The sequence below is a fragment of the Paraburkholderia sp. Ac-20342 genome, assembly GCF_017104985.1.
In the GTDB taxonomy this organism is placed as follows: Bacteria; Pseudomonadota; Gammaproteobacteria; order Burkholderiales; family Burkholderiaceae; genus Paraburkholderia.
Genome location: NZ_JAAGPQ010000035.1, coordinates 14,342 through 32,546, shown reverse-complemented (window position 1 = coordinate 32,546; position 18,205 = coordinate 14,342). Strand labels below are relative to the sequence as shown.

29 protein-coding genes are annotated in these 18,205 nt (G+C 59.2%); all 29 read right to left on the bottom strand.

From position 1 onward, the window contains the following. Positions 1-23: 23 nt before the first annotated feature. Positions 24-140: a 50S ribosomal protein L36 gene (gene rpmJ, locus G3N58_RS16520; protein ID WP_004199844.1), complete on the bottom strand. Its 117-nt coding sequence runs from the start codon at positions 138-140 to the stop codon at positions 24-26. Between the two features lie 20 nt (positions 141-160). After that, complete coding sequence (gene infA, locus G3N58_RS16515; protein ID WP_004521905.1) at positions 161-379, bottom strand: translation initiation factor IF-1; 219 nt, start codon at positions 377-379, stop codon at positions 161-163. Between the two features lie 8 nt (positions 380-387). Continuing rightward, positions 388-1,734 carry a preprotein translocase subunit SecY gene (gene secY, locus G3N58_RS16510; RefSeq protein ID WP_008923333.1) on the bottom strand — a complete coding sequence of 449 codons (1,347 nt, stop codon included), beginning with the start codon at positions 1,732-1,734 and terminating at the stop codon, positions 388-390. Between the two features lie 46 nt (positions 1,735-1,780). Beyond that, positions 1,781-2,215 (bottom strand): 50S ribosomal protein L15, encoded by a 435-nt coding sequence (gene rplO / locus G3N58_RS16505; RefSeq protein WP_008923334.1) that lies wholly within the window; start codon positions 2,213-2,215, stop codon positions 1,781-1,783. 29 nt (positions 2,216-2,244) lie between these two features. Then, a complete protein-coding gene (gene rpmD / locus G3N58_RS16500; RefSeq protein ID WP_008923335.1) occupies positions 2,245-2,427 on the bottom strand; it encodes a 50S ribosomal protein L30 in 183 nt (60 codons plus the stop codon). 11 nt (positions 2,428-2,438) lie between these two features. After that, positions 2,439-2,957, bottom strand: coding sequence for a 30S ribosomal protein S5 (rpsE, locus tag G3N58_RS16495; RefSeq protein ID WP_167045433.1), 519 nt, complete (start codon positions 2,955-2,957; stop codon positions 2,439-2,441). 14 nt (positions 2,958-2,971) lie between these two features. Continuing rightward, on the bottom strand, positions 2,972-3,337 hold the full coding sequence (rplR, locus tag G3N58_RS16490) for a 50S ribosomal protein L18 (RefSeq protein WP_008923336.1): 366 nt from the start codon (positions 3,335-3,337) through the stop codon (positions 2,972-2,974). Between the two features lie 12 nt (positions 3,338-3,349). Then, the gene (gene rplF, locus G3N58_RS16485) at positions 3,350-3,880 is read right to left on the bottom strand and encodes a 50S ribosomal protein L6 (protein WP_167045430.1); all 531 of its coding nucleotides are present in this window, start codon (positions 3,878-3,880) and stop codon (positions 3,350-3,352) included. Between the two features lie 18 nt (positions 3,881-3,898). Continuing rightward, positions 3,899-4,294 carry a 30S ribosomal protein S8 gene (gene rpsH / locus G3N58_RS16480; protein WP_006052216.1) on the bottom strand — a complete coding sequence of 132 codons (396 nt, stop codon included), beginning with the start codon at positions 4,292-4,294 and terminating at the stop codon, positions 3,899-3,901. A 14-nt stretch (positions 4,295-4,308) separates the two neighbouring features. Further along, the gene (gene rpsN, locus G3N58_RS16475; protein ID WP_013340737.1) at positions 4,309-4,614 is read right to left on the bottom strand and encodes a 30S ribosomal protein S14; all 306 of its coding nucleotides are present in this window, start codon (positions 4,612-4,614) and stop codon (positions 4,309-4,311) included. 7 nt (positions 4,615-4,621) lie between these two features. After that, positions 4,622-5,161 (bottom strand): 50S ribosomal protein L5, encoded by a 540-nt coding sequence (rplE, locus tag G3N58_RS16470; RefSeq protein ID WP_085489231.1) that lies wholly within the window; start codon positions 5,159-5,161, stop codon positions 4,622-4,624. Between the two features lie 16 nt (positions 5,162-5,177). Continuing rightward, positions 5,178-5,486, bottom strand: coding sequence for a 50S ribosomal protein L24 (gene rplX / locus G3N58_RS16465; protein ID WP_008923340.1), 309 nt, complete (start codon positions 5,484-5,486; stop codon positions 5,178-5,180). 9 nt (positions 5,487-5,495) lie between these two features. Beyond that, positions 5,496-5,864, bottom strand: a complete 369-nt coding sequence (rplN, locus tag G3N58_RS16460; protein ID WP_006998478.1) for a 50S ribosomal protein L14 — start codon at positions 5,862-5,864, stop codon at positions 5,496-5,498. Positions 5,865-6,154: 290 nt separating this feature from the next. Next, entirely contained in the window at positions 6,155-6,427 is a 273-nt protein-coding gene (gene rpsQ, locus G3N58_RS16455; protein ID WP_007180129.1) for a 30S ribosomal protein S17, read from the bottom strand. Further along, positions 6,424-6,618: a 50S ribosomal protein L29 gene (gene rpmC / locus G3N58_RS16450; protein WP_007180130.1), complete on the bottom strand. Its 195-nt coding sequence runs from the start codon at positions 6,616-6,618 to the stop codon at positions 6,424-6,426. The genes rpsQ and rpmC overlap by 4 nt, the downstream gene beginning before the upstream one ends. 10 nt (positions 6,619-6,628) lie before the next feature. Continuing rightward, complete coding sequence (rplP, locus tag G3N58_RS16445) at positions 6,629-7,045, bottom strand: 50S ribosomal protein L16 (RefSeq protein WP_008923342.1); 417 nt, start codon at positions 7,043-7,045, stop codon at positions 6,629-6,631. A 2-nt stretch (positions 7,046-7,047) separates the two neighbouring features. Next, a complete protein-coding gene (gene rpsC / locus G3N58_RS16440) occupies positions 7,048-7,851 on the bottom strand; it encodes a 30S ribosomal protein S3 (RefSeq protein ID WP_167284480.1) in 804 nt (267 codons plus the stop codon). 11 nt (positions 7,852-7,862) lie between these two features. After that, entirely contained in the window at positions 7,863-8,192 is a 330-nt protein-coding gene (gene rplV, locus G3N58_RS16435) for a 50S ribosomal protein L22 (protein WP_007730533.1), read from the bottom strand. Between the two features lie 12 nt (positions 8,193-8,204). Beyond that, positions 8,205-8,480 (bottom strand): 30S ribosomal protein S19, encoded by a 276-nt coding sequence (rpsS, locus tag G3N58_RS16430; protein WP_006998484.1) that lies wholly within the window; start codon positions 8,478-8,480, stop codon positions 8,205-8,207. A 10-nt stretch (positions 8,481-8,490) separates the two neighbouring features. Continuing rightward, on the bottom strand, positions 8,491-9,318 hold the full coding sequence (rplB, locus tag G3N58_RS16425; RefSeq protein WP_167045424.1) for a 50S ribosomal protein L2: 828 nt from the start codon (positions 9,316-9,318) through the stop codon (positions 8,491-8,493). Positions 9,319-9,320: 2 nt separating this feature from the next. Beyond that, on the bottom strand, positions 9,321-9,635 hold the full coding sequence (gene rplW, locus G3N58_RS16420) for a 50S ribosomal protein L23 (RefSeq protein ID WP_008923345.1): 315 nt from the start codon (positions 9,633-9,635) through the stop codon (positions 9,321-9,323). After that, on the bottom strand, positions 9,632-10,252 hold the full coding sequence (rplD, locus tag G3N58_RS16415; protein ID WP_008923346.1) for a 50S ribosomal protein L4: 621 nt from the start codon (positions 10,250-10,252) through the stop codon (positions 9,632-9,634). The genes rplW and rplD overlap by 4 nt, the downstream gene beginning before the upstream one ends. Beyond that, positions 10,252-10,911: a 50S ribosomal protein L3 gene (gene rplC / locus G3N58_RS16410; protein WP_167045421.1), complete on the bottom strand. Its 660-nt coding sequence runs from the start codon at positions 10,909-10,911 to the stop codon at positions 10,252-10,254. The genes rplD and rplC overlap by 1 nt, the downstream gene beginning before the upstream one ends. A 201-nt stretch (positions 10,912-11,112) precedes the next feature. Further along, positions 11,113-11,424: a 30S ribosomal protein S10 gene (gene rpsJ / locus G3N58_RS16405; protein WP_017777154.1), complete on the bottom strand. Its 312-nt coding sequence runs from the start codon at positions 11,422-11,424 to the stop codon at positions 11,113-11,115. 123 nt (positions 11,425-11,547) lie between these two features. After that, positions 11,548-12,738 (bottom strand): elongation factor Tu, encoded by a 1,191-nt coding sequence (gene tuf / locus G3N58_RS16400; protein ID WP_167045394.1) that lies wholly within the window; start codon positions 12,736-12,738, stop codon positions 11,548-11,550. 48 nt (positions 12,739-12,786) lie between these two features. Further along, positions 12,787-14,889, bottom strand: coding sequence for an elongation factor G (fusA, locus tag G3N58_RS16395; RefSeq protein WP_167045418.1), 2,103 nt, complete (start codon positions 14,887-14,889; stop codon positions 12,787-12,789). A gap of 131 nt (positions 14,890-15,020) precedes the next feature. Further along, positions 15,021-15,491, bottom strand: coding sequence for a 30S ribosomal protein S7 (gene rpsG / locus G3N58_RS16390; RefSeq protein WP_006053291.1), 471 nt, complete (start codon positions 15,489-15,491; stop codon positions 15,021-15,023). A 180-nt stretch (positions 15,492-15,671) separates the two neighbouring features. Continuing rightward, positions 15,672-16,052, bottom strand: a complete 381-nt coding sequence (gene rpsL / locus G3N58_RS16385) for a 30S ribosomal protein S12 (protein ID WP_006053290.1) — start codon at positions 16,050-16,052, stop codon at positions 15,672-15,674. A gap of 221 nt (positions 16,053-16,273) precedes the next feature. Then, entirely contained in the window at positions 16,274-18,121 is a 1,848-nt protein-coding gene (gene recQ / locus G3N58_RS16380; RefSeq protein ID WP_167045414.1) for a DNA helicase RecQ, read from the bottom strand. Between the last annotated feature and the right edge of the window lie 84 nt (positions 18,122-18,205).

Here is an 18,205-nt window from a genome sequence, read left to right as displayed (position 1 = left end):
AAGCGCAAGCAAAAGCGCGGCGTTCAGCCTTGACGCTGTTTGTGGCGCGGATCAGAGCTGCAAATCACGCGCACAACGCCTTTGCGCTTGATGATCTTGCAATTGCGGCAAATGCGCTTAACCGATGCCATCACTTTCATGATATTACCCTTTTTTCAAATCACTTCGCCCGGAATACGATCCGCGCACGCGACAGATCGTAAGGCGTCAATTCAACCGTCACCTTGTCGCCCGGCAGAATTCGGATGTAATGCATCCGCATCTTGCCGGATATGTGTCCCAATACGACATGGCCGTTTTCCAGCTTCACCCTGAAGGTAGCGTTAGGCAGGTTCTCGATTACTTCGCCCTGCATCTGGATAACATCGTCTTTGGCCATAAGTCCTTTCAACGCATCGGGACGCCGCCGCCTTTGAAATTAGCTTTCTTCAGCAGCGATTCATACTGTTGCGACATAACGTACGACTGCACCTGCGCCATGAAATCCATTGTGACGACGACAATGATCAGCAGCGACGTTCCACCAAAATAAAACGGCACGTTCCAGCGCAGCACCAGAAATTCGGGCAGCAGGCAAACGAACACGATGTAGATCGCACCGGCCAGCGTCAGACGCGTGAGGATGCGGTCGATATATCGCGCTGTCTGATCGCCCGGGCGGATGCCTGGGACGAAAGCGCCACTCTTTTTCAGGTTGTCGGCCGTTTCTCTGCTGTTGAACACCAGTGCGGTGTAGAAGAAACAGAAGAAGACGATCGCCAACGCGTACAGCAACACGTACACGGGTTGACCAGGCTTCAAGGCCTCGGCCACGTTGTGCAACGTGTCTGCGAACCAGCTGGTGCGCGAACCCGAACTGAACCAGTTCAGGATGGTTGCCGGGAAGAGAATGATCGACGATGCGAAGATCGGCGGAATCACACCCGACATGTTCAGCTTCAGCGGCAAATGCGAAGACTGGCCACCGTAAATCTTGTTGCCCACCTGGCGTTTCGCGTAATTCACAAGAATCTTGCGCTGGCCGCGTTCGATGAACACCACCAGATACGTCACAGCGGCAATCAGCGCGACGACGATAATCGCCGAGATGATGCTCATCGAGCCGGTTCGCACCAGTTCAAAGAGACCACCGATTGCGTTCGGGAAACCAGCCGCAATACCACCGAAAATGATGATCGAGATACCGTTGCCAAGCCCGCGCTCCGTGATCTGCTCACCCAGCCACATCAGGAACATCGTGCCGGTCACCAGCGTTACGACCGTCGTCAACCGGAACACCATCCCCGGATCGATCACGAGGCCCGGCTGATTTTCCAGCGCGACGGCAATGCCGAACGCCTGAAAGGTCGCCAGCACAACCGTGAAGACCCGCGTGTACTGCGTAATCTTCCGTTGGCCTGCCTGCCCTTCCTTTTTCAACGCCTCGAGCTGCGGCGAGACAATCGCCAGCAACTGCATGATGATCGACGCCGAAATGTACGGCATGATCCCCAGCGCGAAAATCGTGAACCGCGAAAGTGCGCCACCCGAGAACATGTTGAACATGCCAAGGATGCCGCCCGACTGGCTTTGGAACAGCTTCGCCAGTTGGTCCGGGTCGATACCCGGCACCGGAATGTGCGCGCCGATACGATAGACGACCAGCGCCAGCAGCAGGAACACTGCTCGCCGACGTAGATCGCCAAACTTCGCCGCGCTGCGACCGGGTTTTGCGAGACTCGGGCTGTTAGCCAAGTACCTTCTCCGATGCAAATGCTAGTGACGGCAAATAACTTGCGCGTTACTCGGCAAACGAGCCACCGGCTGCTTCGATAGCAGCGCGTGCGCTCTTCGTCGCACCCAGACCCTTCACAACGACCTTGCGCTTGAGCTCGCCCGTTGCAATGATCTTGGCGCTACGGATCAGCTCGCCGACCAAGCCGGCTTGCTTGAGAGCCAGCAGATCGATTTCGTCGACCGGCAGCTTCTCGATATCCGAGAGACGCACTTCACCGACGAATTCCTTCGTCAGCGAGGTGAAGCCACGCTTCGGCAGGCGACGTTGCAGCGGCATTTGACCGCCTTCGAAGCCAACCTTGTGAAAGCCGCCCGAACGCGACTTCTGACCCTTGTGACCACGGCCAGCGGTCTTGCCGAGGCCGGAGCCGATGCCGCGGCCAACGCGACGCTTTGCATGCTTCGCGCCTTCAGCCGGCTTCAGGTTATTCAATTCCATTATCAACTCCTTGAGTCCTGGTCAGCCGCTTAGCTGATGACCTTAACGAGGTACGAAACCTTGTTGATCATGCCGCGCACAGCCGGCGTATCCTGCAACTCGCTAACCGAGTTGAGTCGGCGCAGGCCCAGACCACGCACCGTTGCACGGTGCGATTCGCGGGTGCCGATCAGGCTCTTGACGAGCTGGACCTTGACAGTTTTATCAGACATGGTGTCCACCTTTAGCCCAGAATTTCTTCGACGGACTTGCCACGCTTCGCAGCGATGTCGGCCGGCGTGGACTGCTTGCGCAGGCCGTCGAGCGTCGCACGAACGAGGTTGTACGGATTCGTCGAACCGTGGCTCTTGGCCACGACGTTCTGCACGCCCATCACGTCGAACACTGCACGCATCGGACCGCCAGCGATCACACCGGTACCGTCCTTCGCCGGAGCGAGGAGGACCATCGATGCGCCGTGCTTACCGTGCACTTCGTGTTGCAGGGTACCGTTCTTCAGCGGCACCTTGAACATGTTGCGGCGGGCCTGCTCCATCGCCTTCTGGACAGCAACCGGCACTTCCTTCGCCTTGCCCTTGCCCATACCGACGCGACCATCACCGTCGCCAACCACGGTCAGTGCAGCGAAGCCGAGAATACGGCCCCCCTTCACGACCTTGGTCACGCGGTTGACCGAGATCATCTTTTCACGAAGGCCGTCGTCGCGTTCGTCAGCCTGAACTTTAGCTTGCATCTTTGCCATGACGAATTCTTCCCTTAGAACTTGAGTCCGGCTTCGCGCGCCGCATCAGCCAGCGCTTTCACGCGGCCGTGGTAACGGAAACCCGAACGGTCGAAGGCGACGGATTCGATGCCGGCAGCCTTAGCCTTTTCTGCAATGCGCTTGCCGATCAGGGTCGCAGCAGCAACGTTGCCGCCCTTGCCCGATTGATCGGCCAGTTGCGCACGCACTTCGGCTTCGAGCGTCGACGCGCTGGCGAGCACCTTGGTGCCGCACGGCGAGAACACTTGTGCGTAGATGTGCGTGTTCGTGCGATGCACGGCGAGACGCGCGACCTGCAGCTCAGCGATCTTGATACGCGTCTGACGAGCGCGGCGCAGGCGAGATTGAGTCTTATCCATGATTGCGCACCCTTACTTCTTCTTCGTTTCTTTGAGGATCACAACCTCGTCGGCGTAACGCACGCCCTTGCCCTTGTAGGGCTCCGGCGGACGGTAGCCGCGCACTTCTGCCGCGACTTGACCGACTTGTTGCTTGTTGATCCCCTTGATCACGATTTCGGTTTGCGACGGGGTTTCTGCCTTGACGCCAGCCGGCATCTGGTGCACCACCGGGTGCGAGAAACCCAGCGACAGATTCAGCTTGTCGCCTTGCGCCTGCGCGCGGTAACCAACGCCAACCAGCGTCAGCTTGCGCTCGAAACCCTTCGTCACGCCGTGCACCATGTTCGCCACCAGTGCGCGCATCGTGCCCGACATCGCATTCGCTTCGCGGCTTTCGTCGACCGGCTCGAACTTCAGCGTGCCGTTGTCGTTCACCACCTTCACGAGGCTGTTTGCAGCCTGCGAAATCGTACCCAGCGGACCCTTGACAGTGATGCTGTCGGCGCTCAGGGCCGCTTCCGCGCCTTGCAGCGCGATCGGGCTCTTACCTACTCGAGACATGTTTCTCTCCTTTCGGCCTTAAGCGACGTAGCAGATGACTTCGCCGCCAACGCCCGTTGCACGTGCCTTGCGGTCCGTCATCACGCCCTTCGGCGTCGACACGATTGCGACACCGAGACCATTCATGACCACGGGGATGTCGTTGCGGCCGCGGTACACACGCAGACCCGGCTTCGAAACGCGTTCAATGCGCTCGATGACCGGACGGCCAGCGTAATACTTCAACACGATGTTCAATTCCGACTTCGCACCTTCGGACTTCACTGCGAAATCGTCGATATAACCTTCGTCCTTCAGGACCTGCGCAATCGCAACCTTGACTTTCGACGAGGGCATAGTCACCGAAACCTTCTCGACCATCTGCGCATTGCGGATGCGAGTCAGCATATCGGCGATAGGATCACTCATGCTCATTTATGTTTCTCCTATTACCAGCTCGCCTTGGTCAGGCCAGGGATCTCGCCGCGGAACGCGATTTCACGAATCTTGTTACGCGCCAGCCCGAATTTACGGAACGTGCCGCGCGGACGACCGGTAATTGCGCAACGGTTGCGCTTACGAGTCGGATTGGAGTTACGCGGCAGTTGCTGCAGTTCCAGACGTGCTGCGTAATGCTCTTCGTCCGACTTGCTCATATCGCTAATGATCGCCTTCAACTCTGCACGCTTGGGAGCGTACTTAGCAGCGAGACGAGCACGCTTCTTTTCACGTTCGATCAGTGCCAGTTTAGCCACGGTAACCTCAGTTTCTGAACGGGAACTTGAAGCTGGCGAGCAGAGCCTTTGCTTCATCGTCAGTCTTCGCAGTCGTCGTGATGCTGATGTTCAGCCCACGCAGTGCGTCGATCTTGTCGTAGTCGATTTCGGGGAAAATAATCTGCTCTTTCACACCGATGTTGTAGTTGCCGCGACCATCGAACGCCTTGCCCGACACACCGCGGAAGTCGCGCACACGGGGGAGCGCAACCGTCACGAAACGGTCGAGGAATTCGTACATTGCTTGGCCACGCAGCGTGACCATTGCACCGATCGGATAGCCCTGACGGATCTTGAAGCCAGCGATTGCCTTACGCGCCTTCGTGATCACAGGCTTCTGACCAGCGATCTTCGTCAGATCGCCAACGGCGTTTTCGATGATCTTCTTGTCAGCGATCGCTTCGCCAAGGCCCATGTTCAGGGTGATCTTGGTGATGCGCGGCACTTCCATCACGGACTTGTAACCGAACTTCTCGATGAGGCCGGGTACAACCTTCTCTTTGTAAAACTCTTGCAAACGAGCCATTTTTTACTCCGCAGCGTCAGGCGCTCAGCACGGCACCGGTCGTCTTCAGGAAACGGACTTTCTTGTCTCCTTCGACCTTGATGCCTACACGCGATGGCTTGCCATTCGCGTCGACCAATGCGACGTTCGAAATTTGCAGCGGCATCGTCTTGGCTTCCACGCCGCCCGTCGTACCCTTCATCGGGTTCGGCTTGACGTGCTTCTTGACGAGGTTGATGCCCTCGACAGTCACGGTTTCGCCGTGAACGGCCAGCACAACGCCACGCTTGCCTTTATCTTTGCCGGTAATGACGATAACTTCGTCACCCTTGCGAATCTTGTTCATCGCGACTCCTTACAGCACTTCAGGCGCCAGCGAAACGATCTTCATGAATCGTTCGCTGCGCAACTCGCGCGTGACAGGCCCAAAAATACGGGTGCCAATAGGTTCGAGCTTGGTATTCAGCAGCACTGCGGCATTGCCGTCGAACTTGATCAGCGAGCCGTCCTGACGGCGCACGCCCTTGGCGGTGCGAACCACCACGGCGTTGTAAATTTCGCCTTTCTTCACGCGCCCGCGCGGCGTTGCCTCTTTGACAGTCACCTTGATGATGTCGCCAATACTGGCATAACGACGCTTCGAGCCGCCGAGCACCTTGATGCACATGACTTCACGTGCACCCGTGTTGTCGGCTACTTCAAGCCGAGTTTCGGTCTGGATCATGGTTTATCTTTCCCAACTTAATCCGGTTACACCACCATGGTGCTTCCCGGTCAGTCTTGGTCCCGTCAGCCAATCGGCTGCTTGGGTTAGAACAGCAGCGACGGCAAACGAAACCCGCCATCGCAATCCGGTGAATCCTTCGATACAGGCTGGCGCCCGAACCGCTTCCCCCACCAACTTCGCCCGCGACGGGGCTCCCACAAAGAGGGAAGACCGAGATTATATCAAATAATCCCGGTCTTGCAAGCGAAACTTACTGCGATTTCAACTACTTCTACAGCTTTGCGACATTAGATGACGCGAGCAGCCTCGACCAAGCGAGCCACAACCCAAGCCTTCGTCTTCGAAATCGGACGAGTTTCCTGGATTTCAACGAGGTCGCCCTCGTTGTACGTGTTCGCATCGTCATGCGCGTGGTACTTCTTCGAACGCACGACGTACTTGCCGTAGATCGGGTGCTTCACGCGGTGTTCGACCAGCACGGTAACCGTCTTGTCCATCTTGTTGCTGACGACCTTGCCGACCAGCGTCCGCTTGAGCGAGGTTTTTACGCTATCGTTCATTTCTGGTTCGCCTTCTCAGTCAGGACGGTCCGCACACGTGCGATGTCGCGACGGACCTTCTTCAGCTGGCTCGTGTTCGTGAGCTGCTGGGTCGCGAGTTGCATGCGCAGGCCGAATTGCGCCTTCAGCAGGTCCGACAGCTCCTTGTTGAGCGCGGCCTGATCTTTCTGGTGAAGTTCGGAAGCCTTCATCATTTGCTCCTTAGGCGCCGAGCTGACGCACGATAAACGTCGTCTTCAGCGGCAGCTTCGCTGCAGCCAGACGGAACGCTTCGCGCGCCAGTTCTTCGGTTACGCCGTCCATTTCGTACAGCATCTTGCCCGGTTGAATCTCAGCGACGTAGTACTCCGGGTTACCCTTACCGTTACCCATACGCACTTCAGCCGGCTTGGTCGAGATCGGCTTGTCCGGGAAAATGCGGATCCAGATGCGGCCACCGCGCTTGATGTGACGCGTCATTGCACGACGCGCCGCTTCGATCTGGCGCGCGGTCAGACGGCCACGACCGACAGCCTTCAGGCCGAATTCACCGAACGACACCGCGTTGCCGCGGGTAGCAACGCCGGTGTTACGACCTTTCTGCTCTTTGCGATACTTTCTGCGTTTCGGTTGCAGCATCGTTATTCTCCAGTCTTCCCGTCGCCGGCACCGCCAGCACGACGGGGAGCGCCACGGCGTGCACCTGCCGGGCCACCACCTTCACCATCACGACGCGGACGGCGATCGCCACCCGGACGTGCGTTGCGGCGCGGACGCTTTTCTTCGGCGACTTCTTCGACCACCGGTGCGTCGTTGCGGCCGAGCGTGTCGCCCTTGTAGACCCACACCTTCACGCCGATGATGCCGTACGTCGTCTTTGCTTCCGACGTTGCGTAGTCGATATCAGCACGCAGCGTATGAAGCGGCACGCGACCTTCGCGATACCATTCCGTACGGGCGATTTCGATACCGTTCAGACGGCCAGCGCTCATGATCTTGATGCCTTGAGCACCCAGACGCATCGCGTTCTGCATCGCACGCTTCATCGCGCGGCGGAACATGATCCGGCGCTCGAGCTGCTGCGTGATCGAATCAGCAATCAGTTGCGCGTCGGTTTCCGGCTTGCGGATTTCTTCGATGTTGACGTGAACCGGAACGCCCATGCGCTTTTGCAGCTCGGACTTCAGCAGTTCGATATCCTCGCCCTTCTTGCCGATCACGACACCCGGACGCGAGCTGAAAATCGTGATACGTGCGTTCTTTGCAGGACGCTCGATCACCACGCGGCCGACGGACGCGTTCTTCAGCTTCTTCTTCAGGTATTCACGAACACCGATGTCTTCCTGCAACATCGCCGCGAAATTGTTGTTGTTCGCGTACCAACGCGAAGCCCAATTGCGGCTGACGGCCAAACGGAAGCCAGTCGGATGAATTTTCTGTCCCATCGTATGACCCCTTAATTCCCGACCGTCACAGTGATGTGACAGGATTGCTTCTCGATGCGGTTACCGCGGCCCTTGGCGCGTGCGGTGAAACGCTTCAGCGATGCGGCCTTGTCGACGTAGATGCTCGTGATCTTGAGCTCGTCGATATCGGCACCTTCGTTGTGCTCCGCATTCGCGATCGCCGACAGCACGACCTTTTTCACGATTCCCGCAGCCTTCTTCGGCGAGAACGTCAGAACGTTCAGCGCCTTGTCGACCGGCAAACCGCGGATCTGGTCAGCCACAAGGCGCGTTTTCTGCGCCGAGATGCGGGCACCGCGATGAATTGCTTTCACTTCCATCTTGATTGCCCCTTATTTCTTGGCCTTCTTGTCGGCCGCGTGACCCTTGAACGTACGGGTCAGTGCGAACTCGCCAAGCTTGTGGCCGACCATGTTTTCCGTGACATACACCGGAACGTGTTGACGGCCGTTGTGCACGGCGATCGTCAGACCGATGAAGTCCGGCAGGATCGTCGAGCGACGCGACCAGGTCTTGATCGGTTTCTTGTCACGCGATGCTGCAGCCGCCTCAACCTTCTTCAGCAAATGGGCGTCGCAGAACGGACCTTTCTTAATAGAACGTGCCATTGCCTACTCCTTAACGCTTGTGACGGCGCTGGACGATCATGCTCGTCGTGCGCTTGTTGCTGCGGGTGCGATAGCCCTTCGCCGGCGTACCCCACGGGCTCACCGGATCCCGACCAGCCGCAGTCTTGCCTTCGCCACCACCATGCGGGTGGTCGACCGGGTTCATTGCAACGCCGCGCACCGTCGGACGGATACCGCGCCAGCGGTTTGCGCCAGCCTTACCGATTTGACGGAGGCTATGCTCTTCGTTGCCCACTTCACCGATCGTCGCGCGGCATTCAACGTGCACGCGGCGGATTTCGCCCGAACGCAGACGAACCTGCGCGTAGACGCCTTCGCGAGCCAGCAGCATTGCCGACGTACCAGCCGAACGCGCCATCTGCGCGCCCTTGCCCGGCAGCATTTCGATGCAGTGAATCGTCGTACCGACCGGAATGTTGCGGATCGGCAGTGTGTTACCTGCGCGGATCGGCGCTTCCGAACCCGACATCAGTTGCTGACCAACGGTGACACCCTTCGGAGCGATGATGTAGCGGCGCTCGCCGTCTGCGTACAGAACCAGCGCGATGTTCGCGCTACGGTTCGGGTCGTACTCGAGACGCTCGACCTTGGCCGGAATGCCATCCTTCGTGCGACGGAAGTCGATGACGCGATAGTGATGCTTGTGACCACCACCCTTGTGCCGCGTGGTGATGTGGCCGTTGTTGTTACGGCCAGCGGTCGAGGATTGCGTGTCGAGCAGCGCAGCGAACGGCTTGCCCTTGTGCAGTTCCTTGTTGACCACCTTGACCATCGCGCGGCGACCCGGCGAAGTCGGCTTAACTTTCACGATTGCCATGATTACTTGGCCTCCGCTTCAAAGTTGATTTCCTGGCCGGGCTTCAGGCAGACATACGCCTTCTTCACGTCCTTGCGCTTGCCCATGAAGCGACCAAAGCGCTTGGCTTTGCCCTTCGCGACCAGCACGTTGACGGAATCGACTTCCACCTTGAACAGCAGCTCGACTGCGGCCTTCACTTCCTGCTTCGTGGCATCCGGCGCGACTTCGAACACAACCTGCTCGTTCTTGTCGGCAACCAGCGTCGCCTTTTCGGAGACCACCGGCGCGAGCAGGACCTGCATCAAACGATGATCGTTCTTGCGAATCTCGCTCATGACAGCAACTCCTCGATCTGGGCGACCGCAGCCTTCGTGATCAGGACTTTCTTGAAGTAGATCAGCGACAGCGGGTCGGCGTAACGCGGCTCGACAACCGCCACGTGGGCGAGGTTGCGCGATGCGAGGTACAGGTTTTCGTCAACCGTGTCGGTGATCACCAGCACGGAGTCGAGACCCATCGCCTTGAATTTTTCGGCCAGCAGCTTCGTCTTCGGCGCTTCGAGCGTCAGCTCGTCGACCACCGAGATGCGGCCTTCGCGAGCCAGCTGCGAGAAGATCGAGCAGAGACCTGCGCGATGCATCTTCTTGTTGACCTTGTGCGAAAAGTTTTCTTCCGGCGAATTCGGGAAGATACGGCCACCGCCGCGCCACAGCGGGCTCGACGACATACCGGCACGGGCACGGCCCGTACCCTTCTGGCGCCACGGCTTCTTGGTCGTGTGCTTGACCTGCTCACGATCCTTCTGCGCGCGGTTGCCGCTACGGGCATTCGCCTGGTACGCAACCACAACCTGGTGAATCAGGGCTTCGTTGTAATCACGGCCGAACACGACGTCCGACGCGCTAACGCCTGCACCTTCCTGACCATTGGCATTCAGGAGCTTAAGTTCCATTATTTCGCTCCTTTCACGGCACGCGTCTTCACGGCCGGCGTAACGAATACCTTGCCACCCTTCGCACCCGGAACGGCGCCCTTGACCAGCAGCAACTTGCGGTCAGCGTCGATACGAGCGATTTCGAGGTTTTGCACCGTTACATTCTCGTCACCCATGTGACCGGTCATGCGCTTACCCGGGAAAACACGACCCGGATCCTGCGCCATACCGATCGAGCCCGGCACGTTGTGCGAGCGCGAGTTACCGTGCGATGCACGGCCGGACGAGAAGTTGTAACGCTTGATGGTACCGGCGTAGCCCTTACCGATCGACACGCCTTGCACGTCAACCTTCTGGCCCACTTCGAACAGTTCGGGACCAACCACGGTGCCGTTCGACAACTCGGCAGCCTTGGCGGCATCGATCTTGAATTCTTTGAGGATTTCACCGGCTTGAACACCGGCTTTGGCGAGATGACCTGCCAACGGCTTCGTCACGCGCGATGCACGGCGCGTACCGAATGCAACCTGCACGGCCGTGTAGCCGTCGGTTTCAACAGTCTTGATCTGCGTCACGCGGTTGTCGGACACGTCCAGCACGGTGACGGGAATCGAATCCCCTTCAGCCGTGAAGATACGGGTCATGCCAACCTTGCGACCTACGAGTCCAAGGCTCATCGTTTTCTCCATTCCCGACTGCGATTGGTCGGGGCTAATTTACAAAATGCCGGCGCCGTTTCGGGCATGAAACCATGCTGCAGCACGCCGACTTTTTTACGCAAATGCGCGAAAAGCCTAGCATTATAGCGAGGCCTTTCGTTTTTCGCAAGCAATCAATGACTTAGCGTTCTCCGATCAACCTGAGAACCGCTGGAAGCCTTACTGCAGCTTGATTTCAACGTCCACGCCGGCCGGCAGATCCAGCTTCATCAGCGCGTCGACGGTCTTGTCCGTCGGATCGACGATGTCCATCAGACGCAGGTGCGTGCGGATTTCGAGCTGATCACGCGACGTCTTGTTGACGTGCGGCGAACGCAGGATGTCGAAACGTTGAATACGGGTCGGCAGGGGCACCGGGCCACGAACGATTGCGCCAGTCCGCTTTGCCGTGTCGACGATCTCAGCTGCCGATTGATCGATCAGGCGATAGTCGAAAGCCTTCAGGCGAATGCGGATTTTCTGGTTTTGCATGACGAATTCCTTGAAAAGAGCGAGGCGATATTGCACCGCCAATTAGAAAAAGAACGTAGGCCCGGGCGCTCGCAGGAAGCGAGTGCCCGGACCCGGGCACAGCAAATACAGCAATCTTCGATTTTACTCGATGATCTTGGCGACGACACCAGCGCCGACCGTACGACCGCCTTCGCGAATTGCGAAACGCAGACCTTCTTCCATCGCGATCGGGTTGATCAGCTTCACCGTGATCGACACGTTGTCGCCCGGCATCACCATTTCCTTGTCCTTCGGCAGCTCGATCGAACCCGTCACGTCCGTCGTACGGAAGTAGAACTGCGGACGGTAGTTGTTGAAGAACGGCGTGTGGCGGCCGCCTTCATCCTTGCTCAGCACGTACACCTCTGCCGTGAAGTGCGTGTGCGGGTTGATCGAACCCGGCTTCGCCAGAACCTGACCACGCTCCACGTCTTCACGCTTCGTGCCGCGCAGCAGGATACCCACGTTGTCGCCTGCCTGCCCCTGGTCGAGCAGCTTGCGGAACATTTCCACGCCCGTGCAGGTCGTCTTGGCCGTTGCGCGGATACCGACGATCTCGATTTCCTCGCCGACCTTGATGATGCCGCGCTCGACGCGACCCGTCACCACCGTGCCGCGACCCGAGATCGAGAACACGTCTTCCACCGGCATCAGGAACGAACCGTCAACCGCGCGCTCCGGCGTCGGGATGTACGTGTCCAGCGCGTCGGCCAGGCTCATGATCGCCACTTCGCCCAGTTCGCCCTTGTCGCCTTCCAGCGCCAGCTTGGCCGAACCCTTGATGATCGGCGTGTCGTCGCCCGGGAAGTCGTACTTCGACAGAAGTTCGCGCACTTCCATCTCGACGAGCTCCAGCAGCTCAGCGTCGTCCACCATGTCGCACTTGTTCAGGAACACGATGATGTACGGAACGCCAACCTGACGCGCCAGCAGGATGTGCTCACGCGTTTGCGGCATCGGGCCGTCTGCGGCCGAGCACACCAGGATTGCGCCGTCCATCTGCGCTGCGCCCGTGATCATGTTCTTCACGTAGTCGGCGTGGCCCGGGCAGTCGACGTGTGCGTAGTGGCGGTTTGCCGTTTCGTACTCGACGTGCGCGGTGTTGATCGTAATACCACGTGCCTTTTCTTCCGGCGCTGCATCGATCTGGTCGTATGCCTTCGCTTCGCCGCCGAACTTCTGCGTCAGAACCGTCGTGATCGCCGCCGTCAGCGTGGTCTTGCCGTGGTCAACGTGACCGATCGTGCCCACGTTCACGTGCGGCTTGGTCCGTTCGAATTTACCTTTAGCCATGTTTCTCTTCTTTCAAAAAGTTAATCGTTGAATGACTTTACCGCGCGCTTACTTCGACTTCGCGTTGATGATCGCTTCGGACACGTTACGCGGAGCTTCAGCATAGTGCTTGAATTCCATCGTGTACGTTGCACGCCCCTGGGTCAGCGAACGCAGCGACGTCGAATAGCCGAACATTTCCGACAGCGGCACTTCGGCGCGAACGATCTTGCCGCCGCCAACCATGTCGTCCATGCCCTGGACGATACCGCGACGGCCCGACAGATCGCCCATCACGTTGCCCATGTAGTCTTCCGGCGTTTCGACTTCGACTGCCATCATCGGTTCGAGGATGACCGGCTGAGCCTTGCGCATCGCTTCCTTGAACGCCATCGAACCAGCCATGCGGAACGCATTTTCGTTCGAGTCGACGTCGTGGTACGAACCGAACGTCAGGTGAACCTTCACGTCAACGACCGGGAAGCCAGCCAGCACGCCGGCCTTCAGCGTTTCCTGGATACCCTTGTCGACTGCCGGGATGTATTCACGCGGAATCACGCCGCCCTTGATCTCGTCCAGGAACTCGTAGCCCTTGCCTTGCTCGTTCGGCTCGAGCGTGATGACCGCGTGACCGTACTGGCCGCGACCACCCGACTGCTTGACGAACTTGCCGTCAACGTCTTCCGCCTTGCCGCGAATAGTTTCGCGGTAAGCCACTTGCGGCTTGCCAACCGTTGCTTCGACGCCGAACTCACGCTTCATCCGGTCGACCAGAATTTCCAGGTGGAGCTCACCCATACCCGAAATAATGGTTTGACCCGATTCCTCGTCCGTTTGAACGCGGAACGACGGATCTTCCTGCGCCAGACGATTCAGCGCCAGCCCCATCTTTTCCTGGTCCGGCTTCGTCTTCGGCTCAACAGCCTGCGAAATCACCGGTTCCGGGAAAATCATGCGCTCGAGCACGATCGGGCTCGTCGGATCGCACAGTGTGTCGCCGGTGGTCGCATCCTTCAGGCCAACCGCAGCAGCGATGTCGCCTGCGCGCACTTCCTTGATTTCTTCGCGCTGATTCGCGTGCATCTGCAAAATACGGCCCAGACGTTCCTTCTTGTCCTTGGTCGCGTTCAGCAGCGTGTCGCCAGAATTCACCACGCCAGAGTACACACGGAAGAAGATCAGTTGGCCGACGAACGGGTCGGTCATGATCTTGAATGCCAGTGCCGAGAACTTTTCGTCGTCGGCTGCGCGGCGCTCGCCCCTTTCACCGTTTTCCAGCTCGCCGGTAACCGGCGGGATGTCGATCGGCGACGGCAGGAAGTCGAGCACGGCGTCCAGCATGCGCTGCACGCCCTTGTTCTTGAACGCGGTGCCGCACAGCATCGGCTGGATTTCGCAAGCGATCGTACGGTCGCGCAGACCCTTGATGATTTCTTCCTCGGTCAGCTCGCCCGACTCGAGGTACTTGTTCATCATGTCTTCGCTGGCTTCAGCCGCGGCTTCGACCATCTTTTCACGCCATTCGTTGCACGTGTCGACGAGTTCTGCCGGGATGTCTTCGTACGAGAACTTGGTACCCTGGGATGCGTCGTCCCAAATGATCGCCTTCATCTTCATCAGGTCGACGACACCCGTGAAGTTTTCTTCCGCGCCGATAGGCACGACGACCGGAACCGGATTCGCCTTCAAACGCAGCTTGAGCTGGTCGTAGACCTTGAAGAAGTTCGCGCCGGTACGGTCCATCTTGTTGATGAACGCGAGACGGGGCACCTTGTACTTGTTAGCCTGACGCCACACGGTTTCCGACTGGGGCTGCACGCCACCCACGGCGCAGTACACCATGCAGGCACCGTCGAGCACGCGCATCGAGCGCTCGACTTCAATCGTGAAGTCGACGTGGCCCGGGGTGTCGATAATGTTGATGCGGTGCTCGGCGCGGTCGCCCGCCATGCCCTTCCAGAATGCCGTGGTAGCAGCGGAAGTAATCGTGATGCCGCGTTCCTGCTCCTGCTCCATCCAGTCCATGGTGGCAGCGCCGTCGTGAACTTCACCAATCTTGTGGTTCACGCCGGTGTAGAACAGAATGCGCTCGGTCGTCGTCGTTTTGCCGGCGTCGATGTGAGCGCTGATACCGATGTTACGGTAGCGCTCGATAGGTGTCTTGCGAGCCACTTTGATCCTCTATTGGGATGACGCGATGCGAGAAATACCCATCGCGCTGTAACACAAACGGGCGAGGCGCTCTGGAAGCGCACCCGCCCGGAATTTCTTTCCGTTTTTCGCTAAACCCGGAACCGGGAAGCTTAGAAACGGAAGTGCGAGAACGCCTTGTTGGCTTCTGCCATCCGGTGAACTTCGTCGCGCTTCTTCATCGCGCCGCCGCGGCCTTCAGCCGCTTCGGAGAGTTCACCTGCCAGCCGCAGGGCCATCGACTTCTCGCTGCGCTTCTTCGCGGCTTCACGCAGCCAACGCATCGCCAATGCCATACGACGCGACGGACGCACTTCGACCGGAACCTGATAGTTCGCACCACCAACGCGGCGGCTCTTCACTTCGACCACCGGCTTGACGTTGTTGAGCGCCACCGTGAACACTTCCAGCGGGTCCTTGCCACCCTTGGTCTGGATCTGTTCGAAAGCGCCGTACACGATACGCTCGGCAACCGACTTCTTGCCGGAGAGCATCAGCACGTTCATGAATTTTGCTACATCTACGTTACCGAATTTCGGATCCGGCAACACTTCCCGCTTGGGGACTTCGCGACGACGCGGCATGTTTCTTCCTTTACCTTTTCAGTTGGAGCTATTTCAGCTCCGCGGCCACCAACTAACCCGATTCATCCCTAAGACTTACCAGCCTGGTCGGGTGACCACTTACTCGATAGCGCCGGCAATTCCGGCACCATCGCTATTACCGCCATGACAGGCGACCTGAAACTACGAGTGACCGGCTAATTACTTGCCAGCCTTGGCACGCTTCGCGCCGTACTTCGAGCGAGCCTGCTTACGATCCTTGACACCCTGGGTATCCAGCGAGCCGCGAACCATGTGGTAACGCACACCCGGCAAGTCCTTCACACGGCCGCCGCGAATCAGCACGACCGAGTGTTCCTGCAGGTTGTGGCCTTCACCACCGATGTACGAAATGACTTCGAAGCCGTTCGTCAGACGAACCTTGGCGACCTTACGGAGTGCCGAGTTCGGCTTCTTCGGCGTCGTCGTGTACACACGGGTGCACACGCCGCGACGCTGGGGGCAGTCCTGCAAGGCCGGGCTCTTGCTTTTCGTCGTTTCCGACGTGCGGCCTTTGCGAACCAGTTGATTGATGGTTGGCATTGTTTATTCCTGAAATTGAACAAAATCGACGCATCTGTTTCCGGGCAAAGCGGAAACGCCTGCGCATCGAACTTCCGGATGGCCTGACTGCGCACAAATTGAAGCCGAGCGCAGACACCCCAAGAACCGGAACCTAGCATAATATTCCGAAAATACTAAGGAAGTCAACAGCTTGCGATGTTTCGCACCCCTGTTGATCAATCCAAACGATCGCGTACCGGTCAGTCGGCGGCCACGACGTGCAGCAATTCGTGGCCGAAACGGTCGAGTTTGCGGGCACCCATGCCCGGAATACCGCGCAGGTCGTCGATGGAATCGGGGCCGATACGCGCAATTTCCGCGAGCGTCGCATCGTGGAAAATCAGATACGCCGGCACCCCATCGCTCTTCGCGGTGTCGGTACGCCATGCGCGCAGGCGTTCCCAGCGGGAACGCTCGAGCGGCCCCATGCCGATCGTCGGATCGGCCCGCTCGCTCGTGCGGCCGGACGATTGGCGCGTGCGGGTCGGCTTCACATAGCGGCGCATCGTCACCTTCTGCTCACCCTTGAGCACCGGCTTGCTCGCTTCGGTCAGCACGAGCGAGCCAAAGCCTTCGTGGTCGACCGTCAGATAGCCGAACGCCACGAGCTGGCGGAACACCGCGCGCCATTCCGGCTCACCGAGCGCCGAGCCGATACCGAAAGTGGTCAGTTTCTCGTGACCGCGTTGCAAGATTTTCTCGCTGCGATTGCCGCGCAGAATGTCGATCAGATGACCGGCACCAAAGTGGAAGCCACTCGCCCGCTGCGCCCGGAACACGCACGACAGCGCCATCTGCGCCTCGCGCGTCGCATCCCACGTGGGCGGCGGTTCGAGACAGTTGTCGCAGTTGCCGCAGGGCTGGCTCGTTTCGCCAAAGTACGCGAGCAGCCGTACCCGCCGGCAGGTTGCGGTTTCGCACAGGCCGAGCAGCGCGTCGAGCTTGCCAGTCTGGACGCGCTTGTGCGCCTCGTCGGCGTCGGACTCGTCGATCATCTTGCGCTGCTGCACGACGTCGCCAAGACCGTAGGCCATCCACGCGTTCGAGGGCATCCCGTCGCGCCCCGCGCGGCCGGTCTCCTGATAGTAGCCCTCGACGCTTTTCGGCAAATCGAGGTGCGCGACGAACCGCACGTCGGGCTTGTCGATGCCCATGCCGAAGGCGATCGTCGCGCACATCACGATGCCCTCTTCGCGCTGGAACATCTCCTGGTGCTTCTGACGCACCTCGAACTCCATGCCGGCGTGGTAAGGCAGCGCGCGCATGCCCTTTTCCTTGAGCCACTCCGCCGTTTCCTCGACCTTGCGGCGCGACAGGCAATAGACGACGCCCGCGTCGGTCGTGCCGTCCGGCTTCGTATGCTCGGCGCGGATGAAGTCGAGCAGCTGCGCACGCGCATTGTCCTTTTCGGCGATGCGATAGCGGATGTTCGGCCGGTCGAAGCTCGACACGAACACGCGCGCATCCTCAAGCGCGAGACGGTGAATGATTTCATCGCGCGTGATCGCATCCGCCGTGGCCGTGAGCGCAATGCGCGGCACATCCGGAAAGCGCTCATGCAGCACCGACAGCTGGATATATTCGGGCCGGAAATCGTGCCCCCATTGCGACACGCAGTGGGCCTCGTCGATCGCGAAGAGGCCGATGCGCGTGCGCTCCAGCAGCTCCTGGAAGCGCGGGGTCATGAGCCGTTCCGGCGCGACGTACAGCAGATCGATGTCGCCATCTCGCAGCGCACGCTCCGTGGCCATCGCCTCGGCGCTCGACAGCGTCGAGTTCAGATACGCGGCGCGCACGCCGACTTCCGTCAGCGCCGCCACCTGATCCTGCATCAGTGCGATCAACGGCGACACCACGATGCCCGTGCCGAAGCCGCGCTCGCGCCGCACGAGCGAAGGAATCTGATAGCAGAGCGATTTACCGCCACCCGTCGGCATCAGCACGAGGCAATCGCCGCCGTCGGCGACGTGCTCGACAATTTCGCCCTGCTGTCCTCTGAATGCGGGATAACCAAAGACTTCGTTGAGGATTTCGAGCGGACGGGACATGAATTTGAGAGAGGCGGCCAAAGGCAGATGACACGAATTTTACCAACGCATGCGTGCTGCGCCCGCGCTTTACGACAACCTTAG